Here is a 13,675-nt window from a genome sequence, read left to right as displayed (position 1 = left end):
CCCGCCGGCTCAGCGGGGGCCCCGTGACGTCACCGTGAACTGGGCGCCGTCGGCGTCCCGGAGGATCGCCTCGGTCTCGTCCTCGCGCAGCACGCTCCCGCCGTGCTTCTCCGCCGTCCGGGCGCAGCCGGCCACGTCGGCCACCGAGAAGTGGATCTGCCAGTGCGGCCGCACCGAGGGATCGGGAGCCGCCTCCACCGCGCCCGAGTCGATGCGCGCCACGATGTCACCGCGGCTGCGCAGCACCACCTCGCCGCCCTCGTACTCGACCTCGCAGCAGCCCGGCAGCCCGGTCGCCCAGTCCAGGATCTCGCCGTAGAAGATCGCGGCGTCGAAGGCGTCCCGGGTGTGCAGCCGGACGAAGGTCGGGGCCGCCTGCCGCCACGCCTCCCAGTTGGTGACCAGCTCGCCCTGCCAGATCCCGAAGGTGGCCCCGTCCCGGTCGGCGAGCAGGGCCGCCCGGCCCGGCGGGAAGGACAGCGGCCCGACCGCCGCCGTACCGCCCCGCTCCCGGACGCGGGACACGGCCACGTCCGCGTCGGGTACGGCGAAGTAGGGCGTCCAGGCCACCGCCATCTGCCACATGGAGGCGACGGCGGCGATCCCGGCCACCGGGACCCCGTTGGCCAGGGCGATGCGGAAGTGCTCGCCGAGCTTGGCGCCGCGCCAGCGCCAGCCCAGGACGGCGGAGTAGAAGTCCTGGGTGGCCTGGAGATCGCGGCTGGTCAGACTCACCCAGCACGGCGCGCCGAAGACGGAGTGGGTGGAGACGACTTCTTTTCTGCGCGGTCCGGCGTCGGCGGGGGTGTCGTGTGTCATGGCAGTCGCGTCCTGCTCTCGGGGCCGGGCGGCCACCGGTATGACACCAGTGTCCGACCGGAAGGGGGCGGAGTGCCTCCCGTGTACCCCGGGTGGCGGGTGTCCAGGCCCCTGCGCAGGATGGAGGGATGGGAGAGAGCGAGCCGGACCGGCTGGCGGCGCTGCAGGCAGAGGTCCATCAGCTGAAGGAGGCCATGGCCTCGCACGCGGTCGTGGACCAGGCGATCGGGATGATGGTGGCCCTCGGCCGGATCGCCCCGGACCAGGGATGGCAGGTGCTGAAGGAGGTCTCCCAGCACACCAACATCAAGCTGCGCAACATCGCGGAGCTGATCCTGATCTGGGGGCGGCGCGGCGACATCCCGCCCGACATCCGCGCCGCGCTGGAGGACGCGCTGGACCGGTACGGTCCCACCCAGGTGCCGGGCTCCGAGGAGTAGCAGCCGCGGGGAGGCGAGGAGCTGCTGCCCCGGTGAGGGGAGGCGGCCTCGGCGGGAGCAGTGTCCCAGCGGACAGGGCCTCAGCGGACGCGGGCCTCCGCGAGCAGTTCCTCGCGCAGCCGGTCGAAGCAGCCGCTGAGCAGCCGGGAGACGTGCATCTGCGAGATACCGAGCTGCTGGGCGATCCGGCTCTGTGTCATCCCGCCGAAGAAGCGCAGATAGAGGATGGTGCGTTCGCGCTCGGGGAGCGCCGCGAGGCACGGCTTGACCGCGGCGCGGTCCACGACGAGGTCGTACCCCGGGTCCGGTCCGCCCAGCGAGTCACCGAGGGCGTAGCCGTCCGTGCCCGCCACCTCGGCGTCCAGTGACAGCGCGGAGAAGCACTCCAGCGCCTCCATGCCGGTGCGCACCTCGTCCTCGCTCAGCCGGGTGTACGCGGCGATCTCGGCGACGGTGGGTGCCCCGCCCGGGGTGGTCTGCGCTAGCTCCTTGGTGGCGGTGCGGACCCGGTTGCGCAGGTCCTGCACCCGCCGTGGCACGTGCAGCGTCCACATGTGGTCCCGGAAGTGGCGCTTGATCTCACCGGTGATGGTGGGCACGGCGTACGCCTCGAAGGCACGGCCGCGAGCCGGGTCGTAGTGGTCTACAGCCTTCACCAGACCCAGGGCCGCCACCTGGTAGAGGTCCTCCAGGGCCTCGCCGCGGCCGCGGAACCGTACGGCGATCCGCTCGGCCATCGGCAGCCACAGGCGGACCAGCTCGTCCCGGAGCGCCTGGCGCTCGGGGCCGTCGGGCAGCCCGGCCAGGCACTGGAAGGCGTCGCCCGTGTCCGGGGCGTCGTCGTGGGGGTGGGGCTTCGTGCTGCCAGTGACACGCATGGGGCGCACCTCTCTCGGCAGGTGCTGGATGACAGACACCGTGGGAGGTGCGGTGCGCTCGGACCATGAATGGACACCGGGGCGCCGGCATGTGCCGCCTCCCACGGACGTGCCTCCTGTCCGAAGCACTTCTCTGCCCATTCCCGCTGTCGGGCATCTCAAAACAAACAGGGACAAACGGGATGTTGGTGCGCGGTGCTCCCGACCACATACGGGGACGCGCGCCGCCCTCGGTGTGATCGTCCGCCGCTCACAGTTCGTGATCGCCGCGCTGCTCCGCGTCGCCCCGGCCTGGAACCCGCTCAAGCGGGTCGGCGTCGGCCTCGCGGTGGTTCTCGCCTCCGTGTTCTTCTCCGTCTCGGTGCTGCCGGGCCGGCCGCAGGACGTCGGCAACGTCGAGTCGCTCAGCGACCAAGTCGACGCCCTGCGGGGCCTGCTGATCACCACGAGGCCGACCGCTGATCTTGCCGCGGACGTGATGTGCCACACGCGCCCGAGGCCGGCCGGAAGGCGCCGCGAACGAGTTCTTCCTGCGCAGCGCTTGATCACTGATCAAACGGGGTGAATTCCCTGGCCACAGCGCATTCTGCTCATTTGACAGTGCGCTCGGCGCACAGATAGACAGCACCTCTCGAAGGTCGAGAGGGGCACTGTGTACGAGCCGAACGTGGTCGGGGACTGGCAGGAGTACGAGGAGCATGCCGGTCTGCGGGTCCGCGTCCACCGCCTGGAAGCGGCCGAGCCGCCGCGCGGACGGGACGACGCCGCGGCCGGGCTGGCGTACTTCAGCATCCGGGTGACCGTCGAGAACCGCGGCGCGCGCCATTACGGCATCCACCTGGAGGACGGTCAGATCGACGTCCGGGTCGGCCCGGACGGCGAGGGCGCCTTCATCGACTGGCGCAACTCCCAGTTCATCGAGGGCTTCGACGTCTACCCGCTGCGCCGGGCCACCGCGGTCGTCTACGCCGCCGCGCCCGAGGCCGCCCTCACCCATGTGGACGTGCAGGTGCAACTGCGGGTGGACGACGAGTGGACCGACCGCCGGCTGTGGGCGGGCGGCATCGGCGCCCTGGGGTCCACCGCGGCGGCCGCCCCCGCGGGCACCGGGCAGTGCAGCCTGGCCCACCAGGTCAGCGCCTTCCTGAGGGACCAGACGGAGCCCGGCTCCGCCTGACCGGCGCGGCGGCACCCCGTCGTACGGGCCGTACGGCGCCTCAGTGCGGGATGCCGTCGATGATCTCGCGCGCGCCCTGCCGGAGCAGCGCCACCGCGACCGAGGTGCCGAGCGTGGCCGGATCCAGCCGGCCCGCCCACTCGTGGGCGTTCAGCCGGGTCTTGCCGTCCGGGGTGAAGACACAGGCCCGCAGGGAGAGTTCACCACTGAGGTCCACGCGCGCGTACCCGGCGATGGGGCTGTTGCAGTGGCCCTGGAGCACATGCAGGAACATCCGCTCGGCCGTCGCCTCCCGGTGGGTGTCCGGGTCGCCGAGTCCGCTGACCGCGTCGATCAGTTCGGTGTCGTCCTCCCGGCACTGGAGGGCGAGGATGCCCGCGCCGATCGGCGGCATCATCGTCTCCGGGGACAGCACCTCGCTGATCACGTCCGTCCGGCCGATGCGCTCCAGGCCGGCGACCGCCAGCAGCAGCGCGTCCGCCTCCCCGGCGGCCAGCTTCTCCAGCCTGCGGTTGGCGTTGCCGCGGAACGGTACGCACTCCAGTTGCGGGTGGGTGGCGGCCAGTTGGGCGACGCGGCGCACCGAGGAGGTGCCGATCCGGGTGCCGGCCGGCAGCTCGTCCAGGGTGAGGCCGCCCGGGTGCACCAGCGCGTCCCGGACGTCGTCCCGCTTCAGGAACGCGGCGAACACCGTCCCGGCGGGCAGCGGGCGGTCGGCGGGCACGTCCTTGACGCAGTGCACCGCGAGATCCGCCTCCCCGGCCAGCAGGGCGGCGTCGACCTCCTTGGTGAACGCGCCCTTGCCCTCGACCTGGGACAGATCGCCGAGCCACTTGTCGCCGGTGGTTTTGACGGGGACGACCTCGGTGCGCACGCCCGGATGCAGTACCGCCAACTCGGCTCGGACCCGCTCGACTTGGGCCAGAGCCATGGGTGAGTCACGGGAGACGATTCGGATCAGTTCGGGAACCGACATGCGCACACGATAGACCCCCGTGGCTCATCCCACGTCCTCGGGCAGGTCGGCCGCGGACTCCTCCGGGGTGAGATCCGGGCGCAGCCGCAGCCAGGACGGCTGGCGCAGCATCCCGTGCCGGGTCCGGGTGCTGTAGCTGACCTCGCCCACCAGCCGGGGCAGCACCCAGCGCGCGCCCGGCACGCGCGGCACCGGGTCGAAGGGGCACCGGTCGCTCGCCGCGTCCCGCAGCAGATCCGCCAGCCGGACGCGCTCGGCCTCGCTCCAGCCGGTGCCCACGCCGCCGACGTACCGCAGCCGGCCGCCGGAGTCGCGCTGGCCGGCCAGCACCGCGCCGGGCAGTCCGCTCAGCCGCCCCTTGCCGGGGAGCCAGCCGCCGACGATCACGTCCTCGGCCCGCATGTTGCGGATCTTGATCCAGGCGCGGGAGCGCACCCCGGGCTCGTACACCGAGTCCAGCCGCTTGCACACCAGGCCCTCCAGACCGTGCTCCCGGGTGGCGCGCAGGGCCTCGGCACCGTGCCCGGTCACGGCGGCCGGCGTCGACCAGTAAGGCCCGGCAAGGCCCAGCTCCTCCAGCCGGGCCCGCCGCCGCGCGTACGGCAGCCGCACCAGCGGTTCCTCCAGGTACGGCACGTCGAACAGCACCAGGTGCACCGGCACCTGGGCGGCCCGGCGCGCCGCCCGCGCGGGGGCGTGCGCGAGACCCATCCGGCTCTGCAGCAGCTGGAAGTCGGCCCGCCCCCGCTCGTCCAGGGCCAGCACCTCGCCGTCCAGCACGGCACGCGCGGTGCCCAGCACCCCGCCGAGCGGCCGGAGTTCGGGATAGGCCGCGGTGATGTCGTCACCCGAGCGGGCGCGCAGCAGCACACTGCCGTCACCGGGCAGATAGACCATCACCCGCTGCCCGTCCTGCTTGGTCTCGTACGCCCACCGCGCGTCCTGGGCGGCCGGCGGCAGCGTCCCCGGGGTGGCGAGCATGGGCGGGATGAGCGGCAGCGTCACGGCGGTCACGGCAGAAGGTCTCGACCGGGCCCGGCGCCCTCACGCTCCTTTCCGCGCGGGTTCCCCTGAACGGGCCCGCGGCCCGGCGCCGTACCCCACCGTCCGCACGGACGCGCCGGGCACGGCACACCACGCCGGCACCCGGACCCGCTCAGCCGACCCGTTCGGCCGAGGGCTCGGTGGCCGCCGGGGTCGCGGCAGCGCCGCCGGGACCGGTGGCGAGGCCTCAACCGGACGCTGCCGGAGCTGCGGCCGGGTACGCGCAGAACGCGGCCGGACGGTCCGGCTGCTGATCCCGCGCACCTGCGCCGAACGGGAGCGCGCCCGCGCCGAGGGCACCCCCACCCCGCGCGCCACCCGGGACGACGCGGCCACCGGCCTCGCCGACGCGTTCGTGGGCCTGTGGCCGGCCCCCGTCGGCGGCGCGTGCCGGACGGTGAGCGGCCGAGCGGCCGGGCGCGGACCTCAGGAGGTGCGGGGCGTCCTGACCCAGCCCAGCGACCGTTCGACGGCCCGCTGCCAGTTCTCGTACTCCGCCTCCCGCCGCTCCGGGTCCATGGCGGGCAGCCACTGCGCGGCCCGGTGCCAGTTGCGGCGCAGCACCTCCAGGCCGGGCCAGTAGCCGGCGGCCAGCCCGGCCGCGTAGGCCGCGCCGAGGGAGACCGTCTCGGCGACCATGGGCCGCACCACCGGCACGTCGAGCACGTCGGCCACGAACTGCATGAGCAGGTTGTCCGCTGTCATGCCCCCGTCCACCTTGAGCTGCTGCAGGGAGACGGCGGAGTCGGCGTTCATGGCGTCGACGACCTCCCGGGTCTGCCAGCCGGTGGCCTCCAGGACGGCGCGCGCCAGGTGTCCCTTGGTGATGTACGAGGTGAGGCCGACGATCACCCCGCGCGCGTCGCTGCGCCAGCGGGGTGCGAACAGACCCGAGAAGGCCGGGACGATGTAGCAGCCGCCGTTGTCCTCCACCGTCCGCGCGAGGGTCTCGATCTCCGGGGCACTGCTGATCAGGCCCAGCCGGTCGCGGAACCACTGGACGAGCGCGCCGGTGATGGCGATCGACCCCTCCAGGGCGTACACCGGCGGCTGGTCCCCGATCTGGTAGGCGACGGTCGTGAGCAGGCCGTGCCGGGACCGTACGAGGTCGCCGCCGGTGTTGAGCAGCAGGAAGCTGCCCGTGCCGTAGGTGCACTTGGCCTCGCCCGGAGAGAAGCAGGTCTGGCCGAAGAGGGCGGCCTGCTGGTCGCCGAGGGCGGCCGTGATGCAGACGCCCGGCAGCAGCGAGCGGGCCTCCCCGTACGGCTCGGCGGACGACCTGATCTCCGGCAGCATCGAGCGGGGCACACCGAAGAAGTCCAGCAGCTCGTCGTCCCAGGTGAGCGTGCGGATGTTCATCAGCATGGTGCGGCTGGCGTTGGTGGCGTCGGTGATGTGCAGACCGCTGTCGGTGCCCCCGGTGAGATTCCAGATCAGCCAGCTCTCCATCGTCCCGAACAGCACCTCGCCGTCCCGGGCGCGCTGCTCGATCCCCTTGACGTGGTCGAACAGCCACCGGATCCGCAGCGCCGAGAAGTAGGTCGAGGGCGGCAGCGCGCACCGGTCGAGGAAGAACTCCTCGCCGGGGTGCCGTCCCAGCTCCTCGACGAGCGGCGCCGTACGGGTGTCCTGCCAGACGATCGCCCGGCACAGCGGGGCGCCGGTCCGCCGGTCCCACAGCACCGTCGTCTCGCGCTGGTTGGCCAGACCGATGGCGGCGACCTGCTCCTGCCCGACGCCGGCCTCGGACAGGGCTTCGGGCACCACACGCCGCAGGTTCTGCCAGATCTCGACGGCGTCGTGCTCGACCCATCCCGGCCGGGGGAAGTGCTGCTGGTGTTCCTTCTGCGCGACCGAGACCAGCCGCCCACGGTGGTCGAAGAGGATGCAGCGGGTCGAGTTGGTGCCCTGGTCGATGGACATCACGTACCGTTCGGCCATGATCGGGTCTGCCTTCCGACGGATCGAGGGCGGCTGTCGTGGGCTACCAGCGGGCGGCTCCCAGGTCTCTGGAGATCGCCCGCGCGGCCTCGCGGATCAGGCTGATCAGAGGGGGGCGGGGGTGGCCCTGGCTGTCGCAGATCCGCTCGACCGGCCCGGACAGCCCGATGGCGCCGACGACCAGGCCGCCGTGGCCCCGGATCGGCGCGGCGAGACCGGCCTCGCCCATGCTCATCTCCTGGATCTCGGCGGCCCAGCCCACTTCCCTGACCTCGGCGAGCGCCCGGGTGAGCCGCTCGGGGTCGACCAGGGTGTGCCGGGTGTAGGCCTCCAGCTCCGGCTCCTGGCCCGGCTCGACGGTGGCGGTCCCGTAGGCCAGCAGGACCTTGCCGAGGGAGGAGGCGTGCAGGGGGAGCAGCGCGCCCACGTCCAGCGTCTGGAAGGTGTCGTCCGGCCGGAACACGTGGTGGACGATGAGCACCTGGCCCTCCAGCGGGGTGCCCAGCCGCACCGCCTCCCCGCTGCGGGCGGCCAGCGCGTCCGCCCAGTTCAGGGAGCGCGAGCGCAGCTCGTTGACGTCCAGGTAGCTGGTGCCGAGGTGCAGCAGGGCGGCGCCGAGCTGGTACTTCCCGGTGGCCGCGTCCTGCTCCACGAAGTCCACGTGCTGAAGCGTGCGCAGAATGCCGTGGGCGGTGCCCTTCGCCAGGCCGAGCGACGCCGCCACCTCGCCGAGACCGAGTCGGCGGGGGCCACCGGCGAGCAGGCGCAGAATCGCCGCCGCCCGTTCGATCGACTGGACTGGGCCGGCCATGAGCCGAGCCTATTACCGCCGCGGACGCTTCGCTGTGCGGGCGGGATGCGACGCGGGGGCCCGTGCGTTCGGTAATGCCGACCGCTGTTCATTGACCCGCCGGATTTGTCTCCATAACGTGCATGGGAGCCCGGAAGACGCCACGGGACGGCGCCCGGCCGGGCGGCACACACCATCGGGAGAGATCATGGCGGCACAGCTCAACACGCTGCTCCGGGCGGCATGCGAACACGTGTGTCCGGTGCCGCCCGTCGCCGGCGCGGTCTCGGCCGTACGGCGACGCGCCGAGGCCGTCCTCGCGGACTGGAGCGTGTGTTCCGAGATCGTCGAGGACGCGCTGCTCGTCGTGTCCGAGCTGGCCACCAACGCGATCATCCACGCCCGGCCCCCGGCCGAGCTGCGCCTGTCATGGATGCGCGGCGACGGCGACCGCACCCTGCGCGTCGAGGTCACCGACGCGGGACCGGCGCGTCCGGCGGGCCGGCCGCTCGACGGGATCGACCCGGACGAGCACGGCCGGGGCGAGGCGATCGTGCGCGCCCTGGCGACCCACTACGGCATACGGATCCACGCGGGCGGGGTCACCCGCTGGGCCGAGCTGGTCGCCGGCTGAGATGAACCCGTGCCGGTCCGCGGCGCTGTGTCCGGCACGGACGGCCCGGGCCGCGCGGCAACCGGTTCCTGCGCGGCCTCCTTGCGGAGCAGGAGCAGGGCGGCGTCGTCGTGCAGCCGGCCGCCGACGTGCGCGAGCAACTCGTCGTGGAGCGCGGTCAGGGTGCGGGCCGGCTCGTCGCCGATGTGGCGGGCCACACCGTCGGCCAGCGGATAGAACTCGCGCGCGTGATTGCGCGCCTCGGTGACCCCGTCGGTGTAGAGCAGCAACTGCTCGCCCACCGCGAAGGGCAGACGCTGCAGACGGGGATCCTGGCCCGACAGGGCGCGCAGGCCGAGGGGCGGCGCGGGACGGTCGGCCTCCAGCGCCTCGACCTCTCCGGACGCCGATATCAGCAGCGGTGGCGCGTGCCCGCAGTTGACCACCTCCAGGTGTCCCGGTCCGGGGCAGCCGGCGACCACGGCGGTGACGAAGTCGTCCGGGCCGAGGTTGCGCGCCAGGCTCCGCTCGATCCTGCCGACGACGGCGAGCAGGTCGGGCTCGTCGTGAGCGGCCTCGCGGAACACTCCCAGCACCAGGGCGGCGGTCTCCACGGCGGGCAGTCCCTTGCCGCGTACGTCCCCGACGATCAGGCGGATGCCGTGCGGAGTGGGCACCAGGGCGTACAGGTCCCCGCCGATCCGGGCCTCGGCCGCCGCTGCGCTGTAGCGGACGGCGACCCGGAACGGTCCGACGGTCTCCGGGACGGGCTGGAGCAGCGCCTGCTGGGCGGCCTCGGCGACCGAGCGGACGGCCGCGAGGACCCGTTCGCGACGGCCCCGCAACACACTGGCCAGGCCGCTCGCCGCGGTGACGGCCAGCAGGGCGCACAGGACGGCCACCAGGTCGCCTGCGGGGGTGCCGTGCATGATGCCCAGTGCCGTGCCCGTCGCCGCGGCGAGGAAGCCGGCGCCCAGCACTCCGCGGGGCCCGTTGGTGGTGGCCGCCAGCGCGGGTCCGGCGGCCAGCAGCGGCAGCCAGACCATCCCGGCCCCACCGGCGACGTCGACGAGCACGACGACGGCGACGACCAGGACGGGCAGTGCGGGCATGCCGGCGGCCAGCTGCCCGGAGGCGCGCCGGCGGACCGGTTCCCAGACCTGGGCGGCACGGTTCCTCGACAGCCGCGTCGGTGTGTGGTCGCCACCATGGTGTGGGGGCTGGCTCATGTCTCGTCCGCAGTCCTCGCCGGTAGGGGTGCACACCCGCAACGTCTGTTTCATCCAGCAAACGGGCTGGGCGAGGCGGCGGCAAGGAGTGGATTTTCAGATAGTGAGCGAGAGCCCTCTGGTCACCCGGCCCGCGATCGGGAGCAGCCGGGCCCGGATCTCCTCCAGGCGGTCCCGCCGCTCCACCGGCAGGGAGACGCCGAGCGAGCCGAGGACGCCGCCGCGGTAGACGGGGACGGCGACGCACACGGTGCCGACCGAGTACTCCTCCAGGTCCGTGACGGCCGGTGCCAGCGGGGGCGCCTGGATCCTGCGCAACAGCTCCGGCACGCTGGTGACCGTCCGGGGCGTGAGATCGGCCAGCTGGTGCCGCGAGAGGTAGTCCCGGCGGGCCTCCTCGTCCATCCCGCGCAGCACGGACTTGCCCAGCGCGGTGGCGTGTCCGGCGTCCTCGAACCCCACCCACAGGTCCACCCGCGGTGTACGGGGGCTGTCGACGATGTCGGCGACCCTGATCTCGCCGTCCTCGTAGAACGTGAGGTAGGTGGCGGTGGACAGCTCGTCCCGCAGCGCGGCGAGCGTCGGACGCACGCGGCTGAGCAGCGTCTGGGTGCGGCCCGCCGTGTGCAGCGAGTTCAGCCGGTCGCCCAGGACGAAGCCGCCGTCGTCCAGCTTCCGTACGTAGCCGTCGTGCACCAGGGTGCGCAGCAGGTGGTAGGCGGTTGCCAGGGGCAGCCCCGTCTCGCGTGCCAGCTGCTTCGCGGGCGCGCCGTTCGCGTGCTCGCTCACCGCCTCCAGCAGCCGGAAGGCCCGCTGCACGGAGCCGATGAGGGTGGGTCCGTCCTGACCGCCCATGGCACCAGGCTGCCCCGGGTCCCCCGGCACCGGCAAGACCGGGTTCACCGCACCGCACGCCCGCACCCGCCTCCCGCCCATGCCCGGGCGCAGGGGTCGTACCCCCGTGGCCGCGCACTCCGGTGCGGTTTCCGGTGGGGCTGGGTGGGCGCAGGGGTCGGACGGTCGCGCCCGCGAAAGCCGGAGCGGATTCGGTGCGGACGGCCACCCCGCTGCCTACCGTCCAGTAATATCCGGCGGCAGGCCACCTGAGGAGGAACCGTGCCCCGGTCCGAACGCTCACCCCTGCTGCTCGCCGGCCTGCTGGCAGCCGCCGGGGTCGCCCACTTCGCCACCCCGCGGCAGTTCGACGCGCTCGTCCCCCGGGCGCTGCCGGGCTCGCCCAGGGCCTGGACCTACGGCAGCGGGGCCGTCGAGCTGGCCCTCGCGGCCGGGATCGCGGCGCCCGGGACCCGCGCGGCGGCCGCGAGGGCGGCGGCCGCGTTCTTCGTCGGCGTGTTCCCGGCGCACGTCCAGATGGCGGTGGACTGGCGTGACCGCCCCGCGCCGCTGAAGGCCGCGGCCCTCGCCCGGCTGCCCCTCCAGCTGCCCCTGGTGCTGTGGGCGCGCGCGGTGGCCCGCGGCGGGGAGGGGCGGTCGTGACCGAGCGCCTCGCGATCGGCGACAAGGCCGAGGACTTCGCCCTGCCCGACGAGACCGGCACCATCCGGCGGCTCAGCGCACTGCTGGCCGACGGCCCGGTCGTCCTCTTCTTCTACCCCGCCGCCCTCACCCCCGGCTGCACCGCCGAGGCCTGCCACTTCCGCGACCTCGCCGCCGAGTTCGCCGCCGTCGGCGCCCGGCCGGTCGGCATCAGCGGGGACACCGTCGACAAACAGCAGGAGTTCGCCGGCCGGCACGGCCTCGGCATGCCGCTGCTCTCCGACGCCCACGGCACGGTCCGCGAGCGGTACGGCGTCAGGCGCGGCTTCTCCCTCGCCCCGACCAGGCGCGTCACCTTCGTGATCGCCCAGGACCGCACCGTCCTGGAGATCGTCCGCAGCGAGCTGCGCATGAACACCCACGCCGACCGGGCCCTCGCCGCCCTGCGTGCCCACCAGGGCCGAGGCGGACAGCCCGGCGCCTGAGGAGCCGGGAACAGCGGACCGAAGACCGCGACCCGGACGGCACCACCGAGGAACCGCGCCTCCGGCGGGCGGCCACCGGGCAACTGCCCGCCTGGGGACCGGCGGAGGCCGCGTTCGTCAGCGCACTCGTCGTCAGCGCACTCGGCACCCACGCCATCCGCTACGGCGAACCGTCCATCCCGCCGCGACCGTTCCTCGACCGCGCCCTCATCGGCGAGGCTGCCCGAGGGCCGATCACTGGAACGGGCAGCCCGGGTTCGGCGCGTCCTCCGAGAACGGCGACCCGTGCGGCAGCACGTACAGCACGTCGAGGACGAGCGGTATGTCGCCCAGGTTGCGGCCGATGTGGACGTGGTCCGCGCCGGGCGGCTCCTGGACGGACGCGCCCGTGCGGTAGACGCCGTCCGAGGCGCACCCGGCGTCGAAGTGGCTGAGGGTGCCCTGCTTCACGACGGCGTACAGCGGGCCGTCGTGGTAGTGCCAGCCGGTGCTCTGACCGGGCGGGACGGTTATCTCCCGCAGGGTGTAGTCGGTGTCCCCGACGGTGGTCTGAGCGAGGATCCGGGCGGTCACCCCGGGGCCCGCCGGGGTGGCCTCGGCGGAGCCACAGGTCAGGACGGCGGCGGCGGTCACCACGCCGGTCACGGCGGTACGGAGTGCGGTGCGCATGCGGGAGCCTCCAGGGACGCGAGCGGATACCGCCGCGAACATAGAGGCACAGCAGGCCTGCCGGGGCCGGAATCCGATGATCCGGATTCATCCCGACGCGCGCCGCGGTGCGGCCGTCACTCCCCGCCGGCCCGGGTGGCCACCTGGGCCAGGGTGCGCCCGGTCCGCACCGAGCGGGCCCGCCGCGGATCCGGGGTGCCGTGTCCGTCCGAGCGCGCCGGACCCTTGCGAACCAGCAGCCAGGCCTCCTCCCCGTCCGTGCCGTCCCGGAAGCGGGTGAGGGCGTACTCGCCGCGCAGCTTGCTGCCGTGCAGCCGGAAGGTGGCGTGCCCGCGCTCCAGGGACTCCGCGAAGTCCACCGGGCGCCCCCGGCGGTCGTGGCTGAGCGGCTCGTACGTCCCGCGGTCCCACACGATCACCGTGCCGCCGCCGTACTCTCCCTTCGGGATGACGCCCTCGAAGTCCTCGTACTCCAGCGGATGGTCCTCGGTCGGCACCGCCAGCCGCTTGTCGGCGGGGTCGGTGGACGGGCCCTTGGGCACGGACCAGGACTTCAGGACGTCGTCGACCTGGAGCCGGAAGTCGAAGTGCATCCGCCGCGCGTCGTGGATCTGCACCACGAACCGGGGCGCCTCACCCTGCGTCCGGGGCGCCTGCCCCGACGGCTCGCGGGTCCGCTCGAAGTCGCGCTTGCCGCGGTACGTCCGCAGCCGGTCCTCCGCCGCCACTTCCGGCTCCTTCCCCTCGACGCCTACGGCCGCCGCACGCGCCCCCCGGGTACCCCGCCCCGGTCCGGTCAGCCCGCGACACCGTCCGGTTCGGTCATCGCGTCGCCGGGCAGCACCAGGCCCGCCGCGGCGATGCTCTCCCGACGCATCCAGCCGGCGGGCCAGACGACCATGGGGGCCACGGCCCCGACGGCGAAGGCGGCCAGGGCCTCGGTGGGGCGGGCGACCGGGCCTCCCCGCCCGCGCCACCCGAACACGGGGACAGGGCTGCCCGCCGGACCCGGCGCGCAGGCCGCGTGTGCGACCGCCTGCCGCCTGGCGGGTGCCGGGTGCCGCCCGCGGCCCACGCCGTCCGCATCCGCTGCGGATCCGACCGGTTCCGCCCCGGA

At 73.9% G+C, this 13,675-nt stretch carries 17 protein-coding genes; 6 read left to right on the top strand and 11 right to left on the bottom strand.

Annotated elements, in window-relative coordinates; all coding sequences use genetic code 11:
- Positions 1-9 precede the first annotated feature (9 nt).
- Positions 10-819, bottom strand: a complete 810-nt coding sequence (locus tag S1361_RS02930; RefSeq protein WP_208030274.1) for a VOC family protein — start codon at positions 817-819, stop codon at positions 10-12.
- A 128-nt stretch (positions 820-947) separates the two neighbouring features.
- On the opposite strand from S1361_RS02930, the gene S1361_RS02925 reads away from it, so the two are divergent.
- Entirely contained in the window at positions 948-1,259 is a 312-nt protein-coding gene (locus S1361_RS02925; RefSeq protein WP_208030273.1) for an ANTAR domain-containing protein, read from the top strand.
- 80 nt (positions 1,260-1,339) lie between these two features.
- Here the strand turns inward: S1361_RS02925 and S1361_RS02920 are convergent, their stop codons facing one another.
- Positions 1,340-2,137, bottom strand: a complete 798-nt coding sequence (locus S1361_RS02920) for an RNA polymerase sigma factor SigF (protein WP_208030272.1) — start codon at positions 2,135-2,137, stop codon at positions 1,340-1,342.
- A gap of 259 nt (positions 2,138-2,396) precedes the next feature.
- Here S1361_RS02920 and S1361_RS40225 point away from each other — a divergent pair, with 259 nt between their 5' ends.
- On the top strand, positions 2,397-2,702 hold the full coding sequence (locus tag S1361_RS40225; RefSeq protein ID WP_208030271.1) for a hypothetical protein: 306 nt from the start codon (positions 2,397-2,399) through the stop codon (positions 2,700-2,702).
- An 87-nt stretch (positions 2,703-2,789) separates the two neighbouring features.
- Positions 2,790-3,314 carry a hypothetical protein gene (locus tag S1361_RS02910; RefSeq protein ID WP_208030270.1) on the top strand — a complete coding sequence of 175 codons (525 nt, stop codon included), beginning with the start codon at positions 2,790-2,792 and terminating at the stop codon, positions 3,312-3,314.
- A gap of 40 nt (positions 3,315-3,354) precedes the next feature.
- On the opposite strand, the gene hemC is transcribed toward S1361_RS02910, so the two are convergent.
- From hemC to S1361_RS02890, 4 genes are all read right to left on the bottom strand, one after another.
- Complete coding sequence (gene hemC / locus S1361_RS02905) at positions 3,355-4,296, bottom strand: hydroxymethylbilane synthase (protein WP_208030269.1); 942 nt, start codon at positions 4,294-4,296, stop codon at positions 3,355-3,357.
- Between the two features lie 18 nt (positions 4,297-4,314).
- The gene (locus S1361_RS02900) at positions 4,315-5,295 is read right to left on the bottom strand and encodes an ATP-dependent DNA ligase (RefSeq protein WP_208036416.1); all 981 of its coding nucleotides are present in this window, start codon (positions 5,293-5,295) and stop codon (positions 4,315-4,317) included.
- A 465-nt stretch (positions 5,296-5,760) separates the two neighbouring features.
- Entirely contained in the window at positions 5,761-7,275 is a 1,515-nt protein-coding gene (gene glpK / locus S1361_RS02895; protein ID WP_208030268.1) for a glycerol kinase GlpK, read from the bottom strand.
- A 43-nt stretch (positions 7,276-7,318) separates the two neighbouring features.
- Positions 7,319-8,086, bottom strand: coding sequence for an IclR family transcriptional regulator (locus S1361_RS02890; RefSeq protein ID WP_208030267.1), 768 nt, complete (start codon positions 8,084-8,086; stop codon positions 7,319-7,321).
- Between the two features lie 187 nt (positions 8,087-8,273).
- Between S1361_RS02890 and S1361_RS02885 the strand changes: the two genes are divergently transcribed.
- Positions 8,274-8,699, top strand: coding sequence for an ATP-binding protein (locus tag S1361_RS02885; RefSeq protein WP_208030266.1), 426 nt, complete (start codon positions 8,274-8,276; stop codon positions 8,697-8,699).
- Here the strand turns inward: S1361_RS02885 and S1361_RS02880 are convergent.
- Positions 8,639-9,907 (bottom strand): PP2C family protein-serine/threonine phosphatase, encoded by a 1,269-nt coding sequence (locus S1361_RS02880; protein ID WP_208030265.1) that lies wholly within the window; start codon positions 9,905-9,907, stop codon positions 8,639-8,641. The two genes, S1361_RS02885 and S1361_RS02880, sit on opposite strands and share 61 nt — an antisense overlap.
- Positions 9,908-10,003: 96 nt before the next feature.
- Positions 10,004-10,762, bottom strand: coding sequence for an IclR family transcriptional regulator (locus S1361_RS02875; RefSeq protein ID WP_208030264.1), 759 nt, complete (start codon positions 10,760-10,762; stop codon positions 10,004-10,006).
- 261 nt (positions 10,763-11,023) lie between these two features.
- Here S1361_RS02875 and S1361_RS02870 point away from each other — a divergent pair, with 261 nt between their 5' ends.
- Complete coding sequence (locus S1361_RS02870) at positions 11,024-11,404, top strand: DoxX family protein (RefSeq protein ID WP_208030263.1); 381 nt, start codon at positions 11,024-11,026, stop codon at positions 11,402-11,404.
- A complete protein-coding gene (locus S1361_RS02865; protein ID WP_208030262.1) occupies positions 11,401-11,889 on the top strand; it encodes a peroxiredoxin in 489 nt (162 codons plus the stop codon). Before S1361_RS02870 ends, S1361_RS02865 begins: the two co-directional genes overlap by 4 nt.
- Positions 11,890-12,123: 234 nt before the next feature.
- On the opposite strand, the gene S1361_RS02860 is transcribed toward S1361_RS02865, so the two are convergent.
- The 3 genes from S1361_RS02860 to S1361_RS02850 form a co-directional block, all read right to left on the bottom strand.
- Positions 12,124-12,558, bottom strand: coding sequence for a cupin domain-containing protein (locus tag S1361_RS02860; protein ID WP_208030261.1), 435 nt, complete (start codon positions 12,556-12,558; stop codon positions 12,124-12,126).
- A gap of 116 nt (positions 12,559-12,674) precedes the next feature.
- Entirely contained in the window at positions 12,675-13,286 is a 612-nt protein-coding gene (locus S1361_RS02855; RefSeq protein ID WP_208030260.1) for a DNA polymerase ligase N-terminal domain-containing protein, read from the bottom strand.
- A gap of 68 nt (positions 13,287-13,354) precedes the next feature.
- Positions 13,355-13,543 carry a hypothetical protein gene (locus tag S1361_RS02850; protein WP_208030259.1) on the bottom strand — a complete coding sequence of 63 codons (189 nt, stop codon included), beginning with the start codon at positions 13,541-13,543 and terminating at the stop codon, positions 13,355-13,357.
- Positions 13,544-13,675 lie beyond the last annotated feature (132 nt).

It is taken from the genome of Streptomyces cyanogenus (genome assembly GCF_017526105.1).
GTDB lineage: Bacteria > Actinomycetota > Actinomycetes > Streptomycetales > Streptomycetaceae > Streptomyces > Streptomyces cyanogenus.
The sequence above is the reverse complement of the archived record's forward strand: the minus strand, read 5'-3'. Positions and strand labels throughout refer to the sequence as shown.

Excerpts from the sequence above, each read along its gene's own strand:
- S1361_RS02930 (WP_208030274.1), bottom strand. The coding sequence starts at position 819 with ATGACACACGACACCCCCGCCGACGCCGGACCGCGCAGAAAAGAAGTC.
- S1361_RS02925 (WP_208030273.1), top strand. The coding sequence starts at position 948 with ATGGGAGAGAGCGAGCCGGACCGGCTGGCGGCGCTGCAGGCAGAGGTC.
- S1361_RS02920 (WP_208030272.1), bottom strand. The coding sequence starts at position 2,137 with ATGCGTGTCACTGGCAGCACGAAGCCCCACCCCCACGACGACGCCCCG.
- glpK (WP_208030268.1), bottom strand. The coding sequence starts at position 7,275 with ATGGCCGAACGGTACGTGATGTCCATCGACCAGGGCACCAACTCGACC.
- S1361_RS02890 (WP_208030267.1), bottom strand. The coding sequence starts at position 8,086 with ATGGCCGGCCCAGTCCAGTCGATCGAACGGGCGGCGGCGATTCTGCGC.
- S1361_RS02885 (WP_208030266.1), top strand. The coding sequence starts at position 8,274 with ATGGCGGCACAGCTCAACACGCTGCTCCGGGCGGCATGCGAACACGTG.
- S1361_RS02880 (WP_208030265.1), bottom strand. The coding sequence starts at position 9,907 with ATGAGCCAGCCCCCACACCATGGTGGCGACCACACACCGACGCGGCTG.
- S1361_RS02875 (WP_208030264.1), bottom strand. The coding sequence starts at position 10,762 with ATGGGCGGTCAGGACGGACCCACCCTCATCGGCTCCGTGCAGCGGGCC.
- S1361_RS02860 (WP_208030261.1), bottom strand. The coding sequence starts at position 12,558 with ATGCGCACCGCACTCCGTACCGCCGTGACCGGCGTGGTGACCGCCGCC.